Origin of the sequence: Altererythrobacter lutimaris, assembly GCF_013371495.1 — a bacterium.
In the GTDB taxonomy this organism is placed as follows: Bacteria; Pseudomonadota; Alphaproteobacteria; order Sphingomonadales; family Sphingomonadaceae; genus Erythrobacter; species Erythrobacter lutimaris_A.
The window spans coordinates 2,849,387-2,870,935 of the sequence record NZ_JABWTA010000001.1; the positions used below are offsets into that span (position 1 = coordinate 2,849,387).

Here is a 21,549-nt window from a genome sequence, read left to right on the forward strand (position 1 = left end):
AGGACGCGCTCGAGCAGCGATGCAGTAGCGCGTATCTAGTGCGGAGACGTGGCCGAGTGGTCGAAGGCGCACGCCTGGAAAGTGTGTATACGGTAACCCCGTATCGTGGGTTCGAATCCCACCGTCTCCGCCACCTATTTCATTATTTTTTATCGCATTTTCCCAATTCCTTGCATGTCGCGGCATTGCCGGGCAAGCCGACACTAGAGGGAAGTACGTATCTCCTTCGGAATGAGATCGAGCCATATTCCTTCCGGCAAATCGGGAGGCGAGGTTGGAACTTCTGCAATCACAACTGGGAGAAATTCTCCCATTCATACTGATTGGGTTCCTCGCGCAGCTTGTGGACGGCGCGCTCGGGATGGCGTTCGGAGCCATCGCGACCACATTGCTGGTCGGGTTCATGGGTGTTCCACCCGCACAGGCGTCCTACAAGGTCCATGTCATCAAGATACTAACCAGCGGTGTCTCCGGGATCAGCCATGCCTTTAGCGGCAATATCCATAAACGCCTGTTTCTAATGACCCTCCTGCCAGGAATTCTGGGCGGCGCGATTGGCGCTTACGGGCTGTCGCAGATTGACGGTGAAACGGTTAAGCCATTTGTATTCGTCTATTTGTTTCTCCTTGGCTTACTGCTTGTGTTTAAAGGAGCGAAAGGCAGGCTCAAGCGCCGCGCGCCGCGCGCGATTGTTCCTCTTGGATTTGCAGGTGGAATCCTTGATGCGATTGGAGGCGGAGGTTGGGGGCCGGTCGTCAGCTCAGGATTAATGTTGCAAGGTACGGAGCCGCGCAAGGTTGTCGGCTCTGTGAACAGCGTGGAATTCTTTGTCGCCATCGCGATTTCAGGTGCGTTTCTCGGTCAGTTCGGCTTCGAAGCACTCGCGGGCGCCACTCTGGGGCTGCTTATTGGAGGCGTGCTCGCCGCACCGTTTGGAGCGATTGCGGCAAGGTATCTTCCGGCCCCTATCATGCTCGTTCTCGTGGGTGCCGTTCTCTCGCTAACGACCGGCTATTGGTTGGTGATCAGTCTGTTGTGAATGGCCAGCTGAATTGCCCCACAAGTAGGTTACGTATTTTCCCTGATTCCCGCCTTCTGGTCTTGCCGCGAATGTATCAATGCGACCCAAAGCCGAAACATCGGCAACTTGATGAGGCGGCCACTGTGCCGCCTCTTTCTTATTGGTCAGTGTCTTTGAGAGCCTATCGGGCCGCTGCGTCCAGAGCTACGACTTGGCTTTGCCCTAGGGAATGTCCTTAGTGAGCATAGCAGACCTGCTCGCTAGCTTGATCAGCCATACAGACAATCCTTTCAGGAGTTGCACAGATGAAGCTGAAACACGGCGCGTTGGTCATGGCTATAGACGGCACAAAACTGATGCTGATGCGAAACGATGGCGATACGAAGAAGCCGGTTCTGCAAACTATCGCGCAGGAGAAGGCAGATAATCCCAAAACCAGTCGGCAAGGAGCTGACCGACCAGGTCGCTCCTTTTCGAGCGCTTCGCCTCGTCGAAGCTCGCTTGGAGAAACCGATCTGCATGACGAAGCAAAGAAGGGCTTTGCCAAGAGTGCCCTGAAGCAGCTGCAGAAGCATCATGAGGACCAGGGCGGCGACGTGATCGTCCTCGCGGCGCCTTCAGTGCTTGGCGACTTTCGCAAGCATTGCCCGGACAGTCTGAGATCGGCGATCATTGCTGAGATCGATAAGGATGTGGTGAACCACGAGCCCCAAGATATCGCAGCAATCATTGATGCGCTTGACGCTTGAGGGACAGAAAATGGCAACTCAACCACCAAAGCCCGATCGCATCGAACCGGCAGCACCTCCAGAGCGGCCCGCGCGCGAGCCTGGTCCTGATCCGGTACGCCCACCTGAGACCGAACCGCTGCCACCTGATTTTGATGAGCCTGATGTTTCTCCGGATGAAATTCCGGCACCCGAATAGACGGCGCAAATGCAGCAGATGTGCGTTAGCGAGATAGACCTCGCTGCAAACGCAGTCGGCCCGTAGCAATCCAACTTACGTCCCCACTCTTTCGATTGGTTTCATAAATCGGCTACTACGGGCCTAACTGAGAGGGTCATCGTTTCCTTGCGGTTACTCGCCAATCAGCAATTGTCTTTTGCCACGTTTCGACACAGCCAACTTGACGGTTATCAAGTCTGAAGGTCAAAAGTCTAAAGAATTGACCCACCAGAATGCAATGCTGGCAAACAAAGTGAGCATGCTGAGCGCGAGTGCTCTCGCGGCGGGACGTGAGCGACGCCCTCCGTTCACCAGCGTGATCCCGAGCTTGACTGACATGTTGGCGAGGATTGTGCCCGCCAGCGCAATGGACGCAAGCCATGGAGCAACCGCGCCTTCCGGCAATCCGCCAGCGGTGACGATCGCAACATCGACATCCATCGATCCCATCAGGAACAACATAAGAGCGATCCCTTCTTCCCCGAAGCGTTCCAATCCCCAGCGCGCTGCGAGTGCGGCTACTGCAACAAAGATTAGGAAGCCAAGCGCTGGCAAGAGCGCGATAGGGTTCCTCGGCAGATTGGTCCGCTCTCCATCATCCTGACCGCGCCAAAGCCACACGCCTGCAGCCCATGTGACGAGCAAGGCGGGCAGCATGATCACTGTGAAGGGGATTATGAGGCTTGGCGCTAAAACCAGTACCAATAAGACAACGCGCACATACATGACAGCGCTTGCCAGCACGATGCCAGTGCATTCCGCTTCGCCTGAGGTGCTGTCCGGCAGCCGCTGAGCAAGCGATTGTGTCACAGCAGTCGACGAATAGGCCCCACCGATAATAGCAGTCAGGACAGTCCCGTGCTTTGCCCCCAAGGCGCGGTCAGCGACATATCCCAGAAACGAGAATCCGGTAACAAGGATCACTACGAGCCACAGATCTTGCGGGTTCCATGCATCAAGTGGACCGATATCGCGATCAGGTAGAAACGGACGAACGGCTAAGGCAATGACCGCATATCGAACCGCCGCCCTGAGATCCGCTTCGTCAAGTTTTGCAATCCAGCGATGTGTCTCAGTTCTCAGAGCCAAGACCATGGTCACTAATGCAGCATAGGCAACGCCGACTTCAGGCGAACCTGATCCAGCAAGAAAACCCAAAGCGATTGTCGCTATGGCAGCGACCGCACTGGTTGCGTCGGCTTGACCGGAAATTCGTGCTTCGAGGGCATAGGCGACTGCGACTAGTATCCCGAGACCGCCAATAATAGCGGTGCCTACCGGCTGTAGCTGCGAACTTAACAGCAGCCCGGCGATTCCGCTGGCAATGGAAAGGACAATGAATGTTCGGACACCAGCGGCGCGTTGCCCGTCCTTTCGGGTACGCAGAGTCCAGCCGCGCTCAATGCCAATCAGCAATCCCACGGCAATCGCGCCGAGCATCGGCAGCCAGGCGTCAGTCAATGCGATCACAAACGATGGCGAGCGCTAGTCCGCGCAATCAGATCGTCGGCTTCTGCAAGAAGCGGCCCGGAGATATCGATCGCGTTGCTGGGATGAGGGACACTGGTGCAGCTTACCAGCCGGTCAAAAGCTTGGGAATGTGTGACACGCTCTGGCAACTGATCAGCGAGCGCGTGGACTGCGACATAGATTGCCGGTCGGTTGGTAGCATGCGCTGTCTGCGCTATGATTTCAGACATTGTTCCTCCGCTGGAGACTATATCGTCTACTATCACGGGAGTCATGTCTTGCTGCAGTCCCGCCAGCTTGCCAGTGATCCTCACTTTTCGGTCGCTCAAGCGTTGTTTTGTCATGACTGCAAATGGTACCCCGATATGAGTGGCAATCCGCTCGATCCAAGGTGCGCTCTCGCTGTCAGGTCCGATCAGGAACGGGCGCTCGACATTGGTTGCAACCCAGTCTCCAATCGGCAGCGTGGCTTCAGCCGCACGAGCAGGGATGGAAAAAACCTCGCTCAAACGCCTTATTCGGTGAAGATGGGGCTCAAGAGTGACCAGCCAGTCGAAATGCCGAGAGAGCATTGCGCCAAAGGTTTGCGCTGAAACAGCTTCGCCTTCAAGAAAGGCTTGATCTTGCCGCATGTACGCTAGGTAAGGCGCGATCAGACCGACCTGGTGTGCGCCATGTTCGCGCGCGGCATCGGCGGCCAGCAGCAAAGCCATCACGCGCTCGTCTGGCCGATTGAGAGTGCACAGGATGATCACCGCGCGATCATCCACGGGAGAAACAAGTCGGATGTAGCTTTCACCATCAGGGAAGCGGCGATGCTCAATCTCTCCTATATCGAATGAGCCTTGCGTAAAGAGATCAGCCATGAGCGCATCTGCAGCGTGTAGTGGGAATATGAGTGGCTTCATTTCGCAAACTTCTCGATCAGATCGGTGTTCATGCGGTAGTAGTCCAGAGCGTATTCGAGCTCGCCGATGCTCTCGCCATGCAAAGTGATTAGCGGCTGTCCCGCTTCGACAGGATCTCCGATATTGACATGAATTACGACCCCTGCCGCTGGTGATCTCGGTGCTCCTGCCAGCTTGGCGAGCCGAGCAAGTCGGCGATTGTCGATCGATGCGATACGCGCGGAGCGTTCGCACTCAATCACGTGTTGAAATCTAGCTCTCTCTGGTCGGCGAAATTCGCCTTGCGCTTTGCAGATGGCGACAAATTTCCGCATTGCCCGTCCGTCGTCAAGGATTGCATTGGCAGTCGATTTGCCCTGTCCTGGTGGACATGCAGCGCCCATCTCCAGGATAACTGCAGCGAGGTTCAGCGCGCGCTGTCTCAGTTCGCGTGGCGCGTTGCGTTCGCATTCGAGCACAGCGAGCACGTCATGCGCTTCTAACGCCGGTCCGATCCCGTCCCCGATAGGTTGCAATCCGTCTGTGATGATAGTCTCAACATGAAGGCCAAAGGCCTCGCCCACACCTTTCATGAATGCAGCCAGTTCTTCAGCACCCGCTTGGGACCGGACCTTAGCTGTAGGGCCTACTGGCACGTCGATAAGCACGTGAGTGGAACCGGCAGCGATCTTCTTCGACATGACGGATGCTACCATCTGCGATGTGCAGTCGAGTTCCAGCTCGCGCTCAACACGGATTACAAGGTCGTCCGCCGGGGAGAGCTCCACCCCGCCGCCCCAGACCATGCAGCCGCCCTGCTGCTCGACGACCTGACGCATTTCCTCCCCGCTCAGATCAACGCGTGTCAACGTTGCCAAGGTATCGGCGGTGCCTGCAGGTGAAGTGATCGCGCGCGATGATGTCTTGGGAATTGTCAATCCTGCGGCGGCGACGATTGAGACGACGATCGGCGTAGTCCGATTGCCCGGCAGCCCGCCGACGCAATGCTTGTCGACGACGACATTGTCAGGCCATGTGAGCCGGTCCCCAATTGCGACCATGGCTTGAGTGAGTGCAACGATCTCGCTCACTTCTGGAGGCTGACTGGCGAGGGCAGAGATAAAGGCCGAGATCTGTACATCAGACAATCGTCCATCAACGATGTCCCGGAAAATTTCCGCCGCATGACCAGCGCTAAGCCTGTGGCCATAGACTTTGCGGCGTAAGCCTCCCAGCGAGCTTATACTGCGCGGATGATGAAGAGTGAGCTCGTCGCCCTCGTTTAATCCAAGCTTTTGCCACGCCGTTTCTGACAGGCCAATTTCATCGGTTGCAACCATGGTATCGTCGACTTGGTACAGACGGGCAATGGCTTGCCTTTCCTCGATCCGAAGTTCGACCCGCGCGCGCTCGGTCAGGCCTTCTGAGCGAGCGACTGTGCATCGCTCGTTTACGATCGCAATGGATTCGCGCTGGGTATGTAGTTTGAGACGCTTTGCCTTGAGCGGAGTGAGCTCGCGCGGTGCATCCAGATCTAGGTCGTCGCCTTGATCGCTCATTACAGCTTTACCCGTTCTCGATGCTCAGGGACTCGTGCCTTCCAAGCAAATTTCTCTGCGATCTTGAGACGGAAGCGGTCAGCCGAATCCGCTTCTCCATGCACGATGAAACATTCCTTCGGGGGAAGTTTGAATCCGCTCAGCCACCGCAGCAATTCATGTTGGTCAGCATGCGCAGACAGCATGTCGAGCGAAACAATCTCGGCGCGCACAGGCACGTACTCCCCGTGAATCTTGATCGCTTCTGCTCCGTTCAGCATCGCAGCGCCTCTGGTCCCACCGGCTTGATAACCAGCCATGACGATCGTGCTGCGGTGGTCTGGTGCGTAGCGTTTCAGGCGATGAAGTATCCGCCCGCCGGTGACCATTCCGCTGGCTGAAATGATGATCTTGGAGCCTGGTTCAGTGTCAAGCCGCTTGGAGTGTTCTACATTGCGCGTATAGATCACATCGTCCCATGCATCGCGGCATTGCGCAGAGCTCAAGCGATGGTCTTGTGCATGCTGACAGAACAGATCGGTGGCGCTGCAGGCCATCGGACTGTCGAGATAGACTGGGATGCCCGGGAGCTTGCCACGCTGGCGTATCGCGTTGATGTGATAAAGCAATGCTTGAGCACGCCCCACTGCAAATGACGGGATTATGACGCTGCCCCCACGCGCGACGGTTCGCGTGATAATCCGCTCCAGCTCCTGCTGCGGCGCGAACTCTGGATGCAATCTGTCGCCATAGGTGGACTCGATCAGCAAATAGTCTGCTTCTGATATCGGCTCTGGATCGAACATCAGCGGATCGCCAAAGCGGCCAAGATCGCCTGAGAAGACTATGCGCTTGCCCTCAGCGATCATCTCGACTGTGGCGGCCCCTAGAATGTGTCCGGCATAACGAAAACGGATCGAGCAATCCCTTGTGACCTGGAAATCTTCTCCAAACGGTTGCGGAATAAATGACTCGAGCGACTTGAGTGCGTCTGATCGAGTGTAAAGCGGCAGCGCAGGCTTGTGCTTGCTGAAACCCCGGCGATTGGCATAGCGTGCGTCAGCTTCGAGCAGGTAGCCGCTGTCTGGAAGAAGCAGGCCGCACAAGGCGCGCGTTCCCTTGGTGCAGAAGACCTTGCCGGAGAAACCATTCTTCACAAGGAGTGGGAGATATCCTGAGTGATCGAGATGCGCATGGGTAAGCACCACTGCATCGATGCTTGCTGGATCAACAGGCAAGGGGTTCCAGTTGCGCGAGCGCAAGACCTTGTAACCTTGGAACAGGCCGCAATCGACCAGGATACGGCTCTGCTGGGTTTCAACGAGAAACTTTGACCCTGTGACGGTGTCCGCCGCACCCAGAAAAGTCAGATGAACGATAATGCACCTCCCGTCAGCGATTTCTGCAGCTTGTCTCGCTCGGTTCAAACCACCCCTTGGGCGCTGCCAATATCCGTAATTACCCCGAATTTCCATTTGCGCTGACTGATCGCCAGTGCGCTGAGCTAAGTACATTCACCGATGCCATCTACTGGGCTGCGCACTCTAGTCTCTCCGATCTTGTGTAGTGCTTTCTGGAGAGCGGAATGTATCATGCGTTGGATCTTCGACCCGCGAATCAAGCGGTGTCCATGCCCGGCCGTGATGGGGAAACCTTGATTGTGCAAGGCGACCCCTGCGACCAAACGCTTGAGATAACATGCGGCGTAGGGCGCGCGGTGAGATATTCGCGAGAAGGCGATCGGCAAATAATGGCCTTTTTCTTTCCTGGCGACCTTGTTGGTTTGCCGCTGTCGAGCCGACATCGCTACTCTTTCGAGGCAGTGAGCCGCTTGCGTTTTGTGCGCCACTCTTCCGGGATCTTTCGCCCGGGCTTCCCCTCGTTGGACTTAGTACCTGAGCGCCTCGCACAGGCGATATGGCGCGAAGAGAAGGCGTTTATTTCGCGAGGATTGATCCTGGGCCGCGTTGGTGTTCAAGCGCGTTTGGCGGCATTTCTGATCTATCTTTCACAACGGCTGCCAGCAGAGCACGGCCTTCTGGAATTCGCGATACCGCAAGGCGATATTGCGTCATATCTTGGGACTTCGCCGGAAACAGTCTGCCGGACGCTGCGCAGGCTCCGCGATAATCGGATAATTGCGATGCCCAGGAGAGACCAGTTGCAGATCCTCGACCAGCATTCGCTCGATCTCATCGCTGAAGGGGAATAGCGGGCAGGAGCTCTCACTGCCTAATTGTCAGTGCGGTATCGGCCTCTAGGTCGTTTGACTTTCGCCCTGTTTCCTATGGCGCTGCTTGAGGGCTTCATCGATAGCCAGCGCATCCAGGAGGTTGCGCCAATTCACTAAGCCAGTGAAGCGCCCGCGAGCATCCACCACTCCAACCAACGGTGCACCTGCTGCAATCATCTCAGCGACTTTCTCTGCACGGTGGTGCACGGAGACGAGCGGGATATCAGTGCGCATACGCTGGCCAGCGGTCATTTCCCGACCGGCAAGGCCAATGCTTTCAAGAATGTCTGCGCGCACGAGAAAGCCTGCCAGCGTTCCATCTGCATTCAGCACCGGGAACTCTTCATTGTCCGATGCTAGGATTGCATCAGCAGCCTTGCCTATCGGATCGGTCACAAGGAGCTGCGCCTGACCTGTGACCATGACGTGTCTAACTGGTGTGCCACCGACCGCGTTACGCATTCGATCAAGCATGGCTTCAGATGATGCGGCAAGGAATATGAAGACGCTTATCGCGACCAATATGATATTCCCGCCCAGAACCCCGAATAGTCCAAAGAAGATCGCGAGTCCTTGGCCGATACGGGCGGCAATTCGTGTCGCTGCATGATGCGGCATCGCAAGAGCCAGAGAAGCCCGCAAGATACGTCCGCCGTCCATGGGAAATGCAGGGAGGAGATTGAACAATCCGACTACGAGGTTGAAGATCGCGAGTTGCTCGACATAGTGAATTCTGCCTTGCGATATGTCTCCAAAGACTGACCACTCTGGCCAACGTCCCAGCACCAGCAAAAGAAGTCCAAACAGCACGAAGTTGACGGCGGGGCCAGCCACAGCGATTGCCAGTTCCTGCTTGGGATCGGTTGGAATACGCCGCAATTTGGCAAGGCCGCCAATCGGGAGAAGCACAACTTCAGGTGTTTCAATTCCGAATTGCCTTGCAATGGTGATGTGCCCGAACTCGTGCAGAAGCACGCATCCGAAAATCAAGCATACCAACAGACCAACTTGTCCGGCAGCCAGGATACCATCGCTTAGCATTGCCGCGGTCGTTATGACGGCGAGCAGAAGGATAAAGGTCCAATGAAGCCTGATCGCGGTGCCTTTGACTGTTGCGATCAGCATGGATCGAGGCATGGCAGGATTACTCTGTGCCGCTTGCGTTTGTGCTTTCTTGCTGCTGGGCTTCCGGCTCAGCAGCGCGCATGGGTGTTTCTGGCAAATCCACTTCAACGCCGCCTTCCGGCGCGGTGGTCCATTCGGTCGAAGGTGGCTGCGGCTCTTCGGCGGGTACTTCGCTGCCGCTAAAGGCGTCGCCGAAAAATGCCCAAACTCCAGCTATTATCAGCAGCGCAATAACGATTGCCCAGAATGCGTTGAATTTGCTCTTTGGTACGTCCGCCATAACTGCGCCCTCTCTTGTTCAAGACGCAGAGATTATTTCTGTTGGAGGCGCTCAGCATCATCCGGAAACCCCCGTAGTTCCGGGGATGGGGCGCTTTACGCCGTGCGGGGTTGATCCGGGCTCGCGATGTCTGACTGCGGTACCTCTTCCTCTCCGACGCCTGCGGCAAAAGCGATGCGCAGCAGGTCAGAGAGATTGTAGACATCGAGCTTCTTCATCAGGTTAGCCCGGTGAATTTCTACTGTCCGCGGGCTAATATCGAGATCGTAGCCGATCGTCTTGTTGGGATGCCCCTTTGTCAGCCCGACGAGAACCTCACGCTCGCGCCGCGTCAGCCCATTGACGAGCAGCTCCGCCTCTGCCTTCCGCTTGCTCTTCGCTTCGGACCGATCAAGTTTGTCGAATGCCTCTGCGACGGCTCCTAGCATGGTTTCTTTAGCGAACGGTTTCTCGATAAAATCGAGAGCTCCTGCTTTCATGGCCTTCACTGCGACATCGACATCGCCATGACCGGTCATGACGACCACTGGAAATGGAACACCGCGTTCGCGCAGTTCAGTTTGTACCTCCAAACCGTCGATTTCAGGCATCTGAATGTCCAGCAAGACGCATCCGGGTTCCAATGATCGGGCTTCCTTGAGGAATTCTGTCCCGCTGACATAGCTCTCAACCTTGTGACCGGAGGTCTTGAGCATGAAGCCAACTGACCGACGTACGGAATCGTCATCATCCACTAGATAGATGGGGTATTCACTGTTCGCCATTGTCAGTCTCCGCGAGAGGGACGGTGAAATGAAAGGCGGTGCCTCCCAGTGAAGATGGCTCGGCCCAGATCTTGCCATCATGCGATTGGACGATGGAATGGCAAATCGAAAGGCCGAGTCCCATCCCGTCTGCTTTGGTGCTGTTAAAAGGATGGAACAAGCGCTCAGCTACCTTCTGGTCGAGCCCTGGACCGCTGTCGGAGATCGAAATCTGCGCAAACCCGTCCACTGTTCGGAGGGTGCGAACTTGCAACTGCTTGTGAGTGGAGTCGATCATCGCTTCAAGCGCATTGCGGATCAGGTTCAGCACCACTTGTTGCAACTGGACCGGATCAACGATTATTTCGTCGGCGGATGGGTCAAGCTCAGTCTCAAAGTCGACACCCTTACCATCGCCATTAATCAGCGCGAGCGCGGAAGCTTCCTGGATCACACGGCCAAGACTGACGATATGACGTTCGGTCTCGCCGCTCTTAATGAAGTCACGCAGGCGGTGCACAATCTGGCCGGCGCGGAGTGCTTCAGAGGCACACTGGTCGAGCGCTTCGCGAACAAGGTCTAGCGCCTCAGTATTTGGGTCGGCCAGCAAATCGCGAGCCGAATGCGCATAGTTCGCAACCGCTGTCAGAGGTTGGTTGAGTTCGTGCGCGAGTGACGTTGCGAGTGAACCCATGGAAGAAATCCGCGATACGTGAGCGAGCTCATTTTGCAGCGTGTGCAGTTCTCGCTCGGTCTCGCGGCTTTCAGAGAGATCGCGCATGTAAGCGACGAATGCGCTCTGTCCTGCGAAAGCAACATCACCAATGGAGAGTTTCACGGGAAAGGTGCTGCCATCGCTATGCCGAGCAGTGGTTACGCGCCCAATGCCAATGATTTTAGCGGTGCCCGTTTGCATGTATTCGCGCATGAATTGATCATGCCCTTCGCGATTAGGCGACGGCATGAGAAGACTTACATTTTCGCCCATGACATCTGCTTCGGTATAGCCGAACATTGCCTCGGCACCCTTGCTGAAAGAGACGATATTGCCAAGCCTATCCGAAATCACCATCGCATCGGGGACAGTATCGATCAACGCGTGCAATTCATCTGAACTGCGCAGCGCAATGAACGAGCTTGTCTCGGCTACTTTTGATCGAGCTTCCGTCACCGTACCCACCTAAGGCCTGCGGAGAAGAGGGAGCCACGTCCGCAAGGTCATAAGACCTTAGGATAATTACGCATATTAGGCGAGTCGCATGTTCAGGCATGCGCAACAGCATGAGCGCAACAACCTTCAAGCCTGAAGTCACAACATCTTGTGCGATGCAATTTGTTGCCGTTGGCGAGCCTCTTCAAATGGTGGAGCGAGCCATCCCCGTTGCGAGACCCAATGAGGTATTGATCAAGGTCACAGCCTGCGGTGTCTGCCGGACAGATTTGCACATTATTGATGGCGAACTCTGTGGTCCTTTACCGATAGTACCAGGCCATGAGATCGTGGGCCGAGTGATCGCCAAAGGTGATAATGTGACGCGGTTTGCAGAAGGCGATCGTGTCGGTGTTCCCTGGCTGGGATCGACATGCGGGCGCTGCCACTATTGCTTGAAACGGCACGAGAATCTTTGCGATGATCCAGCCTTCACGGGGTTCACTGTTGATGGAGGCTATGCATCCCATGTTGTAGCAGATGCAGACTTTTGCTTTGCGATTCCGCCAACAATCGACGATGTCCATGCGGCTCCGCTGCTGTGTGCTGGCTTGATTGGATTCCGCGCATTTTCGATGTGCGGCGAGGCCCGGAGGATCGGGCTTTATGGCTTTGGCGCGTCCGCACATATCCTTGCTCAGCTAGCGTCCGCGCTCGGCTGCAGAATTGCTGCATTTACTCGTCCCGGCGATGATGAAAGCCAAATCTTTGCGCGAGACATGGGTTGCGAATGGGCGGGCGGGACGAACATGATGCCGCCGTTTGAGCTTGATGCGGCCATAATCTTCGCTCCCGCAGGAGAGCTTGTACCACAAGCACTTGCTGCCGTCCGCAAGGGTGGCACAGTCATCTGCGCAGGCATTCACATGAGCGATATTCCGTCCTTTCCCTATGATCTCCTCTGGGGTGAGCGCCAACTCCGCTCCGTTGCTAATCTCACGCGGGCTGATGGCGAAAGCTTCTTCAGTGCGATCGGTACCGCACCTGTGCAGACTCAAGTGGAGACATTTCCGCTTGCTAAGGCCAATCACGCGCTGGATCGTTTGCGGGAGGGAACGATCAATGGCGCAGCTGTGCTAATACCATGATAAGGGCGATACTCCTGATGCTGATGAGCGCGTTGCTTGCGGCTGCGCCTGCACACGCAGCACCTGCCTGGACATCTGCGGAAGCGGAGAACCTGTTGCGCTGGATCGAACGTACGCCGGAAGAGGGGCTCACGCTTCCGGCCAAGACCACGCGTGATTTGCGGAATGCGATCGACGCAGGCGATGCTGATCGGCTCGATGCAATGGCGGATGAAGCTGCGCTATTGCTGATGCGCGCGTGGCGCGGGCGGTGCTGCGGACCAAGGCGTCCGTCCTGGTGGCATATTCACGGTGGGATGTCTGACGAGGAACTCCAAAGTGGTTTGGAAACAGCCTTAGGAGCAGGATTTCTCGACCTTTATCTGCGGTCCATTCGCCCCTCGCATCCTCACTATAGCAGGCTGATTGAAGCGCTGGCGGAGGAACAAGATGCAGATCGACAAGCAGTTCTCAAGGCTAATCTGGCACGCTGGCGCTTGCTGCCTGCTCGGATGGGTGAGCAATATCTGCTGGTCAACATCGCCGCTCAAGAACTTACCTTATGGCAAGACAATGAAATCGAGGGCCGCTGGAAAGTTATCGTTGGGAAACCAATCACTCGCACTCCGGTGTTCACGACGCAAGTGAGCGGCGTTGTGCTCAATCCATGGTGGGAAATCCCATCCAGCATCGCCGCTGAAGGCATTGCCCGTTTTGTACAACGCAGCCCATCTGCGGCGCGGGCGCGAGGCTACATCTACCAAAATGGGCGATACCGACAGATGCCTGGCGACAACAATGCGCTCGGCCGGATGAAGCTTGTCATGCCCAATCCGTACTCCGTCTTCCTGCATGACACGTCCAATCGCGAGCTGTTCGCTGAAGACAAACGCTTCTTCAGTCATGGCTGCATCCGTGTTGACCAAGCGCTGTCCTTCGCGGCAACCCTTCTTGCGCCGGATGGTTGGGATCTTGCCAGAGTGGAAGCTGAGGTCGCTGGAGAGCGGACTCAGACAATACCTATGTCCGAGACCCTGCCGCTTTATGTAACCTATTTCACCGCGGAACCTTCAGCCTCTGGTGAAATACGCTTCTTTGAAGACGTGTACCGACGCGATCCGGTGGCGATATCGACCTCATCCGGTTCTGCTCAAAACTACCTTGCGAGCATGTACGGGTCAGAGCTTTTCGCGCAAAATTCCACGAGAGCGCTCGAAGGGGGCGGGACATGCGCCGACTGACCATGTTCCTTCTTCCAGAATAATCGGCTGTATCGGACATGATCCCAGAAGATCGCGCCTGGCATAGCTTGACTACGGAACAAACGCTCGCCGCGTTAAGCACCGATCCCAGTGGTCTCTCGGAAGCGGAAGCAGGGATGCGTCTGGCGCAATATGGTTCAAACCAACTGCCTGAAGCGCGGATGCTCGGGCCGATACATGTTTTTCTGCGGCAGTTCCGCAGCCCGCTTATTTACCTCTTGCTTATTGCAGGAGTTCTTTCGCTCGTCATCGGGGATCGTTGGGATGCAATTTTCATATTTGGGGTTTTGCTGCTCAACGCGGCCATCGGAGCGTTCCAGGAGCTAAAGGCCGATGCAAGCGCGCGTGCCTTGCGATCTCTTGTCCCGCAAATCGCGCGAGTGCGCCGTGGCGGCGGTACCCGCGATGTCCCGTCTGAAGAGATTGTGCCAGGTGATGTTGTAGAGCTCGAAAGCGGCGTTTCAGTCACTGCCGATATGCGGCTGATCGACGCGGTTGGCCTGGAAGTTGATGAGTCGACCTTCACCGGCGAGTCGATGCCCATAGCCAAGCGCGCAGAGGATCGCCTCGATGAAAAATCGGTGGTCGCTGACCGAACCAATATGCTCCATGCTGGCACTTCAGTGGTTGAGGGCAGAGCGCTGGCCGTGGTCACTCAAACAGGGGCCGCTTCGCAATTAGGCCACATTGATCGCACGTTGGCGCAGGCTGCGAGCAGTGCTGAAGCAGTCCCGCTTGTTCGGCGCATGGCGGTGCTCGCTCGCCAGATCGCGCTTATCGCCGTGGCCTTGATTGTGGTCTTAGGCACTTGGCTTGCACTCGAAGGACAGGGGTGGCGAGACATCGTGCTTCTCGCGATAGCACTTGCTGTGGCGGCCATTCCTGAGGGGCTTCCGATTGCTGTCACGGTAGCACTGTCTGCCGCTGCCAGCCGGATGGCGCGCCGCAATGTGATCGTGCGCGCTCTGCCTGCCGTTGAGGGGCTCGGCGCTTGCACGCTGATCGCCAGCGACAAAACTGGCACGCTTACAGTCAATCGGTTGACTGTCGATCAAGTGGCGCTTCAAGATGGACAGACTGTTGCTCGAACAGAATGGCAATCAGCGCGAGTGGATGGTTCATTGACGCGCCTCGCTGAGGCTGCGGGTCTGTGCAATGAAGCAAAGCTGCGCGTTCACGGCAGCCCGGTCGGCGATGCAGTGGACGTAGCGCTGCTGGATTTCGCAAGAGAGAATGGCTGCGATCTTGAACGGTTGGTCACTGCTGACCGACTTTCCATCGTGCCTTATGAGCCTGCCTTGCGTTACGCGGCGGTTGAAGCCGATTTTGGTTCGGAAGTCAGGGCGATTGTGAAAGGCGCACCAGAAACGGTGCTTACGATGTGCCGCGATGCGGATGCAGGCGCCTTGCCCATAGCCGAACAACTTGCTGCTGAGGGCTACCGCGTTCTGGCTTTGGCCGAAGGACAGGGGCATTCCGGCGATGGGCACATTTACGATCATTTGCATGAATTGGAGCTCCTTGGTTTTGTCGGTCTTACTGATCCCCTGCGTCATGGAGTGCCCGAAGCGGTCGCCAAGTGCCGCGAAGCTGGCGTTGCCGTCTGCATGATAACAGGCGATCATCCAGCCACCGCGCTTGCGATCGCTCGAAAGCTCGGAATGGATGCCGATGATTGCGATGTCGTGACCGGCGAGCAGTTGCAGTCTCTTGCCACGGATTCTGAGGAATTCGCTCAGCGCGTGAATTCAAGCCAGATTTTCGCTCGCACCGAGCCTGCGCAGAAGCTTGCCATTGTAAAGGCACTTGAAGCGACAGGGCATACAGTTGCGGTAACTGGCGACGGTGTAAATGACGGTCCAGCACTTCGCATGGCTGATATTGGCATTGCAATGGGACGAGGCGGTACCGATGTAGCGCGCGGCGCGTCCGATCTGGTGCTTGCTGACGACAATTTTGCGACGATTGTCGCGGGGATTGAAGAAGGGCGCGTAACCTTCGTTAATATCCGCAAGATCGTTCTCTTCATGCTCGCTACCGGCGCGGCTGAAATCCTGATGTTCTTGCTGGCGATCTCGCTTAGCCTTCCCATGCCGCTGACCCCCGTACAATTGCTGTGGCTGAACCTTGTGACCAACGGCGTGCTCGACGTTACGCTGGGCTTTGGGCGGGGGGATGGCGATGAACTCAAGCATCCACCCAAACGCAAGCTTGCATCGCTTGTCGATGGTGATGCTCTTATCTTGATGTTGCCGGGAGCGATCCTGATGACAGTGATTGCTGTATGGGTCCTCAATGATCGGCTCGCGCTCAATATGCCGATTGAGGATGCCCGCAATCACGTGTTGTTGATGGTGGTGACCTTCCAGATCGCCTTCCTGCTAAGTATCCGCAACCTTACACTCCCCTTCTGGCGCTGGCATGCGCCTGAGAATGGGTGGATGTTTGTCGGTATGGCGATCGCAGTAGCACTGCAAATTGCCGCGATGACCGTCCCATGGTTGCAACGCTTCCTTGATACCGCGCCGGTCGAGATGGATTTTCTCGTGCTTTGTGGCGGTGCTGCGCTGGCCGTCCTACTGGCCACTGAAGGCGCAAAACGCTGGCTCGTCCATCAGCAGAGACAGCGAGAAATACCCCAGGAATCAGCGATATGACAACGCTCTGCGAGTTTCCTACATTCGAATCCGACTGGTTGAAACCAGAGCGGGTCGTGCTGGTGGGTGCGTCTTCAAAGCTAGGCTCGGTCGGACAGGTTATTGGAGCGAATCTTCAGTCTGGGTCGAGGGCTTTCAAGCTTCAGACGGTGAATCCCCAGCAGATCGATTGGTCGGGCACCACGCATTTCAACTCCCTTTCGGCTATTCCAATGGGCCCTGGCCTCGGCGTTGTTGCAATTCCGGCGCAAGGTGTGTCGGAGGCAATTGCAACGCTCGGCAAGAAAGGAATTCGCTATGCAGTGGTGATTTCCGCCGGGTTGGAGCGAGGGAGCGAATTGGGAAATAAGATGCTCAATGCAGCTCGGGATACAGGTGTGCGCCTGATTGGACCAAACTGCCTTGGTCTCATATTGCCGCATCATCGTCTCAACGCTTCTTTCGCACGGTCGATGCCAGCGGCGGGCGACCTCGCTCTGCTTTCGCAAAGTGGTGCCATTGCGACTGCCATGCTTGAATGGGCCGAGCCGCGCGAAGTTGGCTTTTCCGCTGTCGTATCTGTCGGCGACATGGCTCAAACCGGCATGGGCGAACTCATTGAGATATTTGCTCAGGACGCAGAGACACGCGCCATTCTGATTTATCTCGAAGGTCTCAATGACGCGCAGAGATTCATGGAGGCCGCTCGCAAAACGACGCTTACTAAGCCCGTGATCGTGCTGAAGGCGGGGCGTAGTCAAATGGCGGGGCGTGCAGCGCTGTCGCACACAGGCGCGCTCGCGGGATCTTGGGATGTCTACCGCGCAGCATTTCGCGAGGCTGGGATCGTTGCGGTCGATACGCTTGAGGACATGTTTGACGTGGCTAGCCTCCTGAGTTGCTATCCCGAAGGTGCCAAGGAGAACCTTGCTATCATAACCAATGGCGGCGGTGCAGGAATCCTAGCGGTTGATGCGATGGCCCGGACCGGAGCAAGATTGGCAGATCTAAGCGACAAGACCGTGAACGAGCTTAATGCTTTCCTGCCGACAGTCTGGTCTCGTGCAAACCCGATCGACATCATCGGCGATGCAGACGCAAGTCGTTACAGCATGACCATTGAGACGGTTTTGGCCGATCCCGGGGTCGACGCTCTACTGGTGATGAATTGTCCTACGGGTCTTCTAAAGCCTGGCGAGGCAGCTCAGGCGACGGTTGATAGCGTGGAGCGTGCCCGGAAAGGAGGGTCGGACAAACCGGTTTTTGGATGCTGGTTGGGGGATGCAAATTTTGCAGCCGCATCGCAACAGCTCAACGAATCCCGTATCCCGATATTCTCAACGCCTTCAGATGCAGTGAGAGGATTCTCAGCGCTTCTTCAGATTCGCCGAGCGAGCGCGAAAGCATCTTCATCAGAGGTTGAAGTTTCGAACCCCAAAACAATGGCCCAAGCACAGGCGCTGATGCAATCAGTTAAGAACGATGGCCGCAGAATTCTCAGCGAGATCGAGGCCAAGACCCTGCTTGCGGAATTTGGAATCCCTGTTGTCGAAACCCGCTTGATCGCCTGCGAGGATGATTTCCAAGAAGCATGTGCTGCGATCAAACCGCCTTATGCATTGAAAATCGTATCGCCCGACATCACGCACAAGTCCGATTTCGGAGGAGTGGCGCTCGGCCTTTCCAATGCTAGCGCGGTGCGAAGGGCAGCTGAGGCTATGAAGAAGCATATTTCAGATGCGTTTCCCGATGCCCGGCTGGACGGATTTGCGATTCAGCCAATGGTGGCGCGCAAGTCCGCGCACGAGCTTTTCGCTGGGCTCGCACAGGATACGACCTTCGGCCCAATTGTGCTGTTCGGCGCGGGCGGTACTGCCATTGAAGTGATTGCCGATAAAGCGATTGGGTTGCCGCCGGTCTCGTCGAGACAGGCCCAGGAAATGATCGCCGCCACGCGGATTTCTCGGCAGCTTGCAGGGTACAGGCACGTGCCTCAAGCTGACCTTGTTGCAATCACAAAGGTCCTGGAGGCTCTCTCGCGACTTGCGGTGACTCTACCTGAAATAGCCGAGCTTGATGTCAATCCGTTGCTCGCGGACGCAGACGGTGTAGTGGCGCTCGACGCACGTGTGATCCTTCGCTGATCCCCTCCTTACGGAGGTTTCCGTATCGGTGGAAGCTTCGCCGAAGCATAGAGTCTTCTCTGTCAATTGCACTAACGGAGGAGAAGCAATGGCTGACGAAACGCTTATCGCTACGAAGCCACGCGAACAAACTGCACTGTCGGACTACCTGCGTGAACCCTTCAGTCGTTTGCGCGGCGAAGTTGATCGGATGTTTGACGAATTCCCGCCACGTTTTCCCGCCAGCAATCTTGGTATTCGCTATCTCGCATCGCTGCCGATGCCTGCGCTGGAAATGAAGGAGACTGACGCGAAATACCACCTTGCCGTGGAGTTGCCGGGTGTCTCTCACGACAATGTCGACATTTCCGTCGAAGGAGACATGCTTGTTCTCAAAGGCGAGAAGAAGGACGAACGCGAGGAAAAGGAGCGCGACTACACCATATCCGAGCGCAGCTACGTGGCGTTCGAACGCAGAGTTTCGCTACCCAAGGATAGCTTAGTCGATGAGATCACCGCGACTTCCGAAAACGGCGTGATTTCAATCATGATCCCGCGAAGCCAGGGTGTGACCGAAGGCGTACGCAAGATCGAGATCTCAACCAAAGCTTGATTCTGGATGGCAACGAGCTGCAGCCATCTCGAAGGCCATTCCTCACGGTGGAGTAACTGTGAGGGGTGGCCTTCTCTCTGTGTGGGTCAGGTGTTCGAAAATGCTCTGCAACCACCAACAACTTCTATTAGGCTTTGCTAAATTAGATATAATTAATATACTATGATTGCTATGACACTCGAACTAGATGACATGCGCGCGAATGCGAGCGAAGCGGCTGACTTCTTGCGTGCATTGTCCAACCGACCTCGCTTGATGATCCTCTGCCATTTGGTTGAAGCCGAGGAGCTTTCTGTGGGGCAATTGGTGACGCGCGTCGGTATCAGTCAATCCGCGCTTTCTCAGCACCTTGCCAAGCTGCGCGATCAAGGACTGGTGACCTTTCGTCGCGAAGCTCAGACACTTTTCTATCACATCGCGGACCCGCGCGCTGCACGCTTGCTTGAGACTCTACATGAACTCTTCTGCAGTCACGGACAGAGGTCCGATGGATAAGGATCAATCCGTATCGCGAACGACATCTGCCTTAGCCCACAATCTCTGAATGCGTTTGGAAGCCAATGAAAATGAAGCTGGATTCAAATATCAAACAAGCCACTGAGTTGGTTCGGCAGACACTTGATACTGATCGACAGGCACCAATCGTGAAGGGCTTCTTTCACGAGCCTACCTACACGGCATCCTATGTTGTTCATGATCCAGCGACCAACCGCGGGGCGATTATCGACTCTGTACTCGATTTTGATCAGCCATCAGGCCGGACTTCGACGGAATCTGCCGATCAAATCGCAAATTACGTTCGCGATGCTGAGATTGAAATTGACTATATTCTCGAAACTCATGCCCATGCTGATCACCTGTCTGCTGCGCCCTATTTGCAAGACGAGTTAGGCGGCAAAATCGGGATAGGGCGCGAGATTCTCACTGTCCAAGAGGTGTTTGGAAAAGTCTTCAATGAAGGCACTGGTTTCGCTCGCGACGGCTCTCAATTCGATCATTTGATAGAAGACGGTGAGGTATTTACGCTTGGCAAGTTGCAGATCGCCGCGCTGCACGTGCCCGGACACACCCCTGCGGACATGGCTTATATTATCGGTGATGCTTTGTTTGTCGGAGATACGATGTTCATGCCTGATTACGGAACAGCGCGTGCCGATTTTCCGGGCGGTGATGCGCGTACTTTGTTTCGGTCAATTCGTCGTTTGATGGAGTTTCCTGACGAAACCCGTGTCTTCCTGTGCCATGACTATAAAGCACCCGGGCGCGACCAATTCGTCTGGGAGACTACCATTGGCGCGCAGCGTAGCGCGAACGTACATGCACATGACGGCGTTAGCGAAGATGAGTTTGTTGCCATGAGGACTGCTCGAGACAAGACGCTGGGCATGCCGCGCCTCATCTTGCCTTCTATCCAAGTCAATATGCGCGCTGGCCACCTGCCTGAGCCTGAGTCCAATGGCACGCGCTATCTGAAGCTGCCGCTCAACAGTTTCTAAGAGGAGACCCAAACAATGCCGCCACCTGCACCGCTTGATCCGCTGATCGCCTTGAGAGGCGGCTTGCTCATTGGACTTGCTGCAGCACTGCTGCTTGTCTTTTCGGGACGCATCGCCGGGATTAGCGGCATGGTTGCACGAGCGACTGGTATCGCAGAGACGGGTATTCCTCGCGCTCAGGCTCTCGCCTTTATCCTGGGCCTGCCCGTCGGCACTTTGATTGTCGGACTCTGGGTCCGATCGCCGGACATTGCTGTCACATCTTCCGTCCCGCTGATCATAATTGCCGGCTTATTGGTGGGATACGGTACCCGAATGGGCAATGGTTGTACCAGTGGCCACGGCGTCTGCGGCGTATCACGGCTTTCGCCCCGATCGATTGCCGCCACGATAGCATTCATGTTGACCGCTATCATCGTTTCCATGTCGAAATATCTGTTCGTTGGAGGCTAGAACCATGCCGCGGAATTTGATCGCACTCCTGACAGGCGTCCTCTTCGGTGCGGGTCTAGCTCTGTCCGATATGGTAAACCCAGCTCGTGTTCTCCATTTTCTGGATATATTCGGAGCTTGGGATCCGGCGCTTGCCTTTGTCATGGGCGGAGCAATTGTCCCATCTGCAATCGCCTATTTTGTCTCCAACAGATTGCGGCAGCCTTTGCTCGACAACCGGTTCTTTGTTCCAGAGAACCGGATTATCGACCGCCAGCTGATTGGCGGAGCGGCAATCTTTGGCGCTGGCTGGGGGCTGGTGGGATATTGTCCTGGGCCAGCCATTGCTGGACTGGTGTTTGGCGATTGGCAACCGGTTGTCTTCGTCATCGCGATGCTGGTTGGAATGTGGCTGCATCGTTTGTCGACTGATCTATTCCAGCGTCGGCATTCGATGGCCTGACG

21 protein-coding genes and 1 tRNA gene are annotated in these 21,549 nt (G+C 56.1%); 14 read left to right on the forward strand and 8 right to left on the reverse strand.

Annotated features, from left to right (window positions below; translation table 11 throughout):
• Positions 1–42 precede the first annotated feature (42 nt).
• From HUO12_RS13925 to HUO12_RS13940, 4 genes are all read left to right on the forward strand, one after another.
• A tRNA-Ser gene (locus tag HUO12_RS13925) sits at positions 43–133 on the forward strand.
• Between the two features lie 141 nt (positions 134–274).
• Positions 275–1,039: a sulfite exporter TauE/SafE family protein gene (locus HUO12_RS13930; RefSeq protein WP_176274160.1), complete on the forward strand. Its 765-nt coding sequence runs from the start codon at positions 275–277 to the stop codon at positions 1,037–1,039.
• A gap of 287 nt (positions 1,040–1,326) precedes the next feature.
• Positions 1,327–1,770 carry a baeRF12 domain-containing protein gene (locus HUO12_RS13935; protein WP_176274161.1) on the forward strand — a complete coding sequence of 148 codons (444 nt, stop codon included), beginning with the start codon at positions 1,327–1,329 and terminating at the stop codon, positions 1,768–1,770.
• Positions 1,771–1,780: 10 nt separating this feature from the next.
• The gene (locus HUO12_RS13940; RefSeq protein ID WP_176274162.1) at positions 1,781–1,948 is read left to right on the forward strand and encodes a hypothetical protein; all 168 of its coding nucleotides are present in this window, start codon (positions 1,781–1,783) and stop codon (positions 1,946–1,948) included.
• A 225-nt stretch (positions 1,949–2,173) separates the two neighbouring features.
• On the opposite strand, the gene HUO12_RS13945 is transcribed toward HUO12_RS13940, so the two are convergent.
• Genes HUO12_RS13945 through HUO12_RS13960 form a run of 4 tightly spaced genes read right to left on the reverse strand, consistent with a single transcriptional unit; the run spans position 2,174 to position 7,291 of the window.
• Positions 2,174–3,430: an MgtC/SapB family protein gene (locus tag HUO12_RS13945; RefSeq protein ID WP_176274163.1), complete on the reverse strand. Its 1,257-nt coding sequence runs from the start codon at positions 3,428–3,430 to the stop codon at positions 2,174–2,176.
• 5 nt (positions 3,431–3,435) lie between these two features.
• On the reverse strand, positions 3,436–4,347 hold the full coding sequence (locus HUO12_RS13950; protein ID WP_176274164.1) for a ribose-phosphate diphosphokinase: 912 nt from the start codon (positions 4,345–4,347) through the stop codon (positions 3,436–3,438).
• Complete coding sequence (locus HUO12_RS13955) at positions 4,344–5,885, reverse strand: thymidine phosphorylase family protein (protein WP_176274165.1); 1,542 nt, start codon at positions 5,883–5,885, stop codon at positions 4,344–4,346. The genes HUO12_RS13950 and HUO12_RS13955 overlap by 4 nt, the downstream gene beginning before the upstream one ends.
• Positions 5,885–7,291: an MBL fold metallo-hydrolase RNA specificity domain-containing protein gene (locus HUO12_RS13960; RefSeq protein WP_232367410.1), complete on the reverse strand. Its 1,407-nt coding sequence runs from the start codon at positions 7,289–7,291 to the stop codon at positions 5,885–5,887. The genes HUO12_RS13955 and HUO12_RS13960 overlap by 1 nt, the downstream gene beginning before the upstream one ends.
• Positions 7,292–7,494: 203 nt before the next feature.
• Here HUO12_RS13960 and HUO12_RS13965 point away from each other — a divergent pair, with 203 nt between their 5' ends.
• Entirely contained in the window at positions 7,495–8,076 is a 582-nt protein-coding gene (locus HUO12_RS13965) for a Crp/Fnr family transcriptional regulator (protein ID WP_176274166.1), read from the forward strand.
• Between the two features lie 45 nt (positions 8,077–8,121).
• Here the strand turns inward: HUO12_RS13965 and HUO12_RS13970 are convergent, their stop codons facing one another.
• From HUO12_RS13970 to HUO12_RS13985, 4 genes are all read right to left on the reverse strand, one after another.
• Complete coding sequence (locus HUO12_RS13970) at positions 8,122–9,222, reverse strand: site-2 protease family protein (RefSeq protein WP_176274167.1); 1,101 nt, start codon at positions 9,220–9,222, stop codon at positions 8,122–8,124.
• A gap of 19 nt (positions 9,223–9,241) precedes the next feature.
• On the reverse strand, positions 9,242–9,502 hold the full coding sequence (locus tag HUO12_RS13975) for a hypothetical protein (RefSeq protein WP_176274168.1): 261 nt from the start codon (positions 9,500–9,502) through the stop codon (positions 9,242–9,244).
• 95 nt (positions 9,503–9,597) lie between these two features.
• Entirely contained in the window at positions 9,598–10,266 is a 669-nt protein-coding gene (locus HUO12_RS13980; RefSeq protein ID WP_176274169.1) for a response regulator transcription factor, read from the reverse strand.
• Complete coding sequence (locus HUO12_RS13985; RefSeq protein ID WP_332310420.1) at positions 10,253–11,425, reverse strand: PAS domain-containing sensor histidine kinase; 1,173 nt, start codon at positions 11,423–11,425, stop codon at positions 10,253–10,255. The genes HUO12_RS13980 and HUO12_RS13985 overlap by 14 nt, the downstream gene beginning before the upstream one ends.
• Before the next feature lie 101 nt (positions 11,426–11,526).
• Between HUO12_RS13985 and HUO12_RS13990 the strand changes: the two genes are divergently transcribed.
• From HUO12_RS13990 to HUO12_RS14030, 9 genes are all read left to right on the forward strand, one after another.
• Positions 11,527–12,543 carry a zinc-dependent alcohol dehydrogenase family protein gene (locus tag HUO12_RS13990; protein ID WP_232367411.1) on the forward strand — a complete coding sequence of 339 codons (1,017 nt, stop codon included), beginning with the start codon at positions 11,527–11,529 and terminating at the stop codon, positions 12,541–12,543.
• Between the two features lie 17 nt (positions 12,544–12,560).
• Positions 12,561–13,763, forward strand: coding sequence for a L,D-transpeptidase family protein (locus HUO12_RS13995; RefSeq protein ID WP_176274170.1), 1,203 nt, complete (start codon positions 12,561–12,563; stop codon positions 13,761–13,763).
• Between the two features lie 68 nt (positions 13,764–13,831).
• The gene (locus tag HUO12_RS14000) at positions 13,832–16,441 is read left to right on the forward strand and encodes a cation-translocating P-type ATPase (protein ID WP_176274171.1); all 2,610 of its coding nucleotides are present in this window, start codon (positions 13,832–13,834) and stop codon (positions 16,439–16,441) included.
• Entirely contained in the window at positions 16,438–18,564 is a 2,127-nt protein-coding gene (locus HUO12_RS14005) for an acetate--CoA ligase family protein (RefSeq protein WP_176274172.1), read from the forward strand. Before HUO12_RS14000 ends, HUO12_RS14005 begins: the two co-directional genes overlap by 4 nt.
• An 88-nt stretch (positions 18,565–18,652) precedes the next feature.
• The gene (locus HUO12_RS14010) at positions 18,653–19,156 is read left to right on the forward strand and encodes an Hsp20/alpha crystallin family protein (protein WP_176274173.1); all 504 of its coding nucleotides are present in this window, start codon (positions 18,653–18,655) and stop codon (positions 19,154–19,156) included.
• Positions 19,157–19,327: 171 nt separating this feature from the next.
• On the forward strand, positions 19,328–19,651 hold the full coding sequence (locus HUO12_RS14015) for an ArsR/SmtB family transcription factor (protein ID WP_217905206.1): 324 nt from the start codon (positions 19,328–19,330) through the stop codon (positions 19,649–19,651).
• Between the two features lie 71 nt (positions 19,652–19,722).
• The gene (locus tag HUO12_RS14020) at positions 19,723–20,652 is read left to right on the forward strand and encodes an MBL fold metallo-hydrolase (protein WP_232367412.1); all 930 of its coding nucleotides are present in this window, start codon (positions 19,723–19,725) and stop codon (positions 20,650–20,652) included.
• A gap of 15 nt (positions 20,653–20,667) precedes the next feature.
• Entirely contained in the window at positions 20,668–21,105 is a 438-nt protein-coding gene (locus tag HUO12_RS14025; protein ID WP_176274176.1) for a YeeE/YedE family protein, read from the forward strand.
• Positions 21,106–21,109: 4 nt separating this feature from the next.
• A complete protein-coding gene (locus HUO12_RS14030; protein WP_176274177.1) occupies positions 21,110–21,547 on the forward strand; it encodes a DUF6691 family protein in 438 nt (145 codons plus the stop codon).
• The last annotated feature ends 2 nt before the right edge of the window (positions 21,548–21,549 follow it).

What these genes read in the sequence shown, in the direction of transcription:
- HUO12_RS13935 (WP_176274161.1), top strand. Translation starts at nt 1,327, where the DNA reads ATGAAGCTGAAACACGGCGCGTTGGTCATGGCTATAGACGGCACAAAA.
- HUO12_RS13940 (WP_176274162.1), top strand. Translation starts at nt 1,781, where the DNA reads ATGGCAACTCAACCACCAAAGCCCGATCGCATCGAACCGGCAGCACCT.
- HUO12_RS13950 (WP_176274164.1), bottom strand. Translation starts at nt 4,347, where the DNA reads ATGAAGCCACTCATATTCCCACTACACGCTGCAGATGCGCTCATGGCT.
- HUO12_RS13955 (WP_176274165.1), bottom strand. Translation starts at nt 5,885, where the DNA reads ATGAGCGATCAAGGCGACGACCTAGATCTGGATGCACCGCGCGAGCTC.
- HUO12_RS13965 (WP_176274166.1), top strand. Translation starts at nt 7,495, where the DNA reads ATGCCCGGCCGTGATGGGGAAACCTTGATTGTGCAAGGCGACCCCTGC.
- HUO12_RS13970 (WP_176274167.1), bottom strand. Translation starts at nt 9,222, where the DNA reads ATGCTGATCGCAACAGTCAAAGGCACCGCGATCAGGCTTCATTGGACC.
- HUO12_RS13975 (WP_176274168.1), bottom strand. Translation starts at nt 9,502, where the DNA reads ATGGCGGACGTACCAAAGAGCAAATTCAACGCATTCTGGGCAATCGTT.
- HUO12_RS13980 (WP_176274169.1), bottom strand. Translation starts at nt 10,266, where the DNA reads ATGGCGAACAGTGAATACCCCATCTATCTAGTGGATGATGACGATTCC.
- HUO12_RS13990 (WP_232367411.1), top strand. Translation starts at nt 11,527, where the DNA reads ATGAGCGCAACAACCTTCAAGCCTGAAGTCACAACATCTTGTGCGATG.
- HUO12_RS13995 (WP_176274170.1), top strand. Translation starts at nt 12,561, where the DNA reads ATGCTGATGAGCGCGTTGCTTGCGGCTGCGCCTGCACACGCAGCACCT.
- HUO12_RS14005 (WP_176274172.1), top strand. Translation starts at nt 16,438, where the DNA reads ATGACAACGCTCTGCGAGTTTCCTACATTCGAATCCGACTGGTTGAAA.
- HUO12_RS14010 (WP_176274173.1), top strand. Translation starts at nt 18,653, where the DNA reads ATGGCTGACGAAACGCTTATCGCTACGAAGCCACGCGAACAAACTGCA.
- HUO12_RS14015 (WP_217905206.1), top strand. Translation starts at nt 19,328, where the DNA reads ATGACACTCGAACTAGATGACATGCGCGCGAATGCGAGCGAAGCGGCT.
- HUO12_RS14020 (WP_232367412.1), top strand. Translation starts at nt 19,723, where the DNA reads ATGAAGCTGGATTCAAATATCAAACAAGCCACTGAGTTGGTTCGGCAG.
- HUO12_RS14025 (WP_176274176.1), top strand. Translation starts at nt 20,668, where the DNA reads ATGCCGCCACCTGCACCGCTTGATCCGCTGATCGCCTTGAGAGGCGGC.
- HUO12_RS14030 (WP_176274177.1), top strand. Translation starts at nt 21,110, where the DNA reads ATGCCGCGGAATTTGATCGCACTCCTGACAGGCGTCCTCTTCGGTGCG.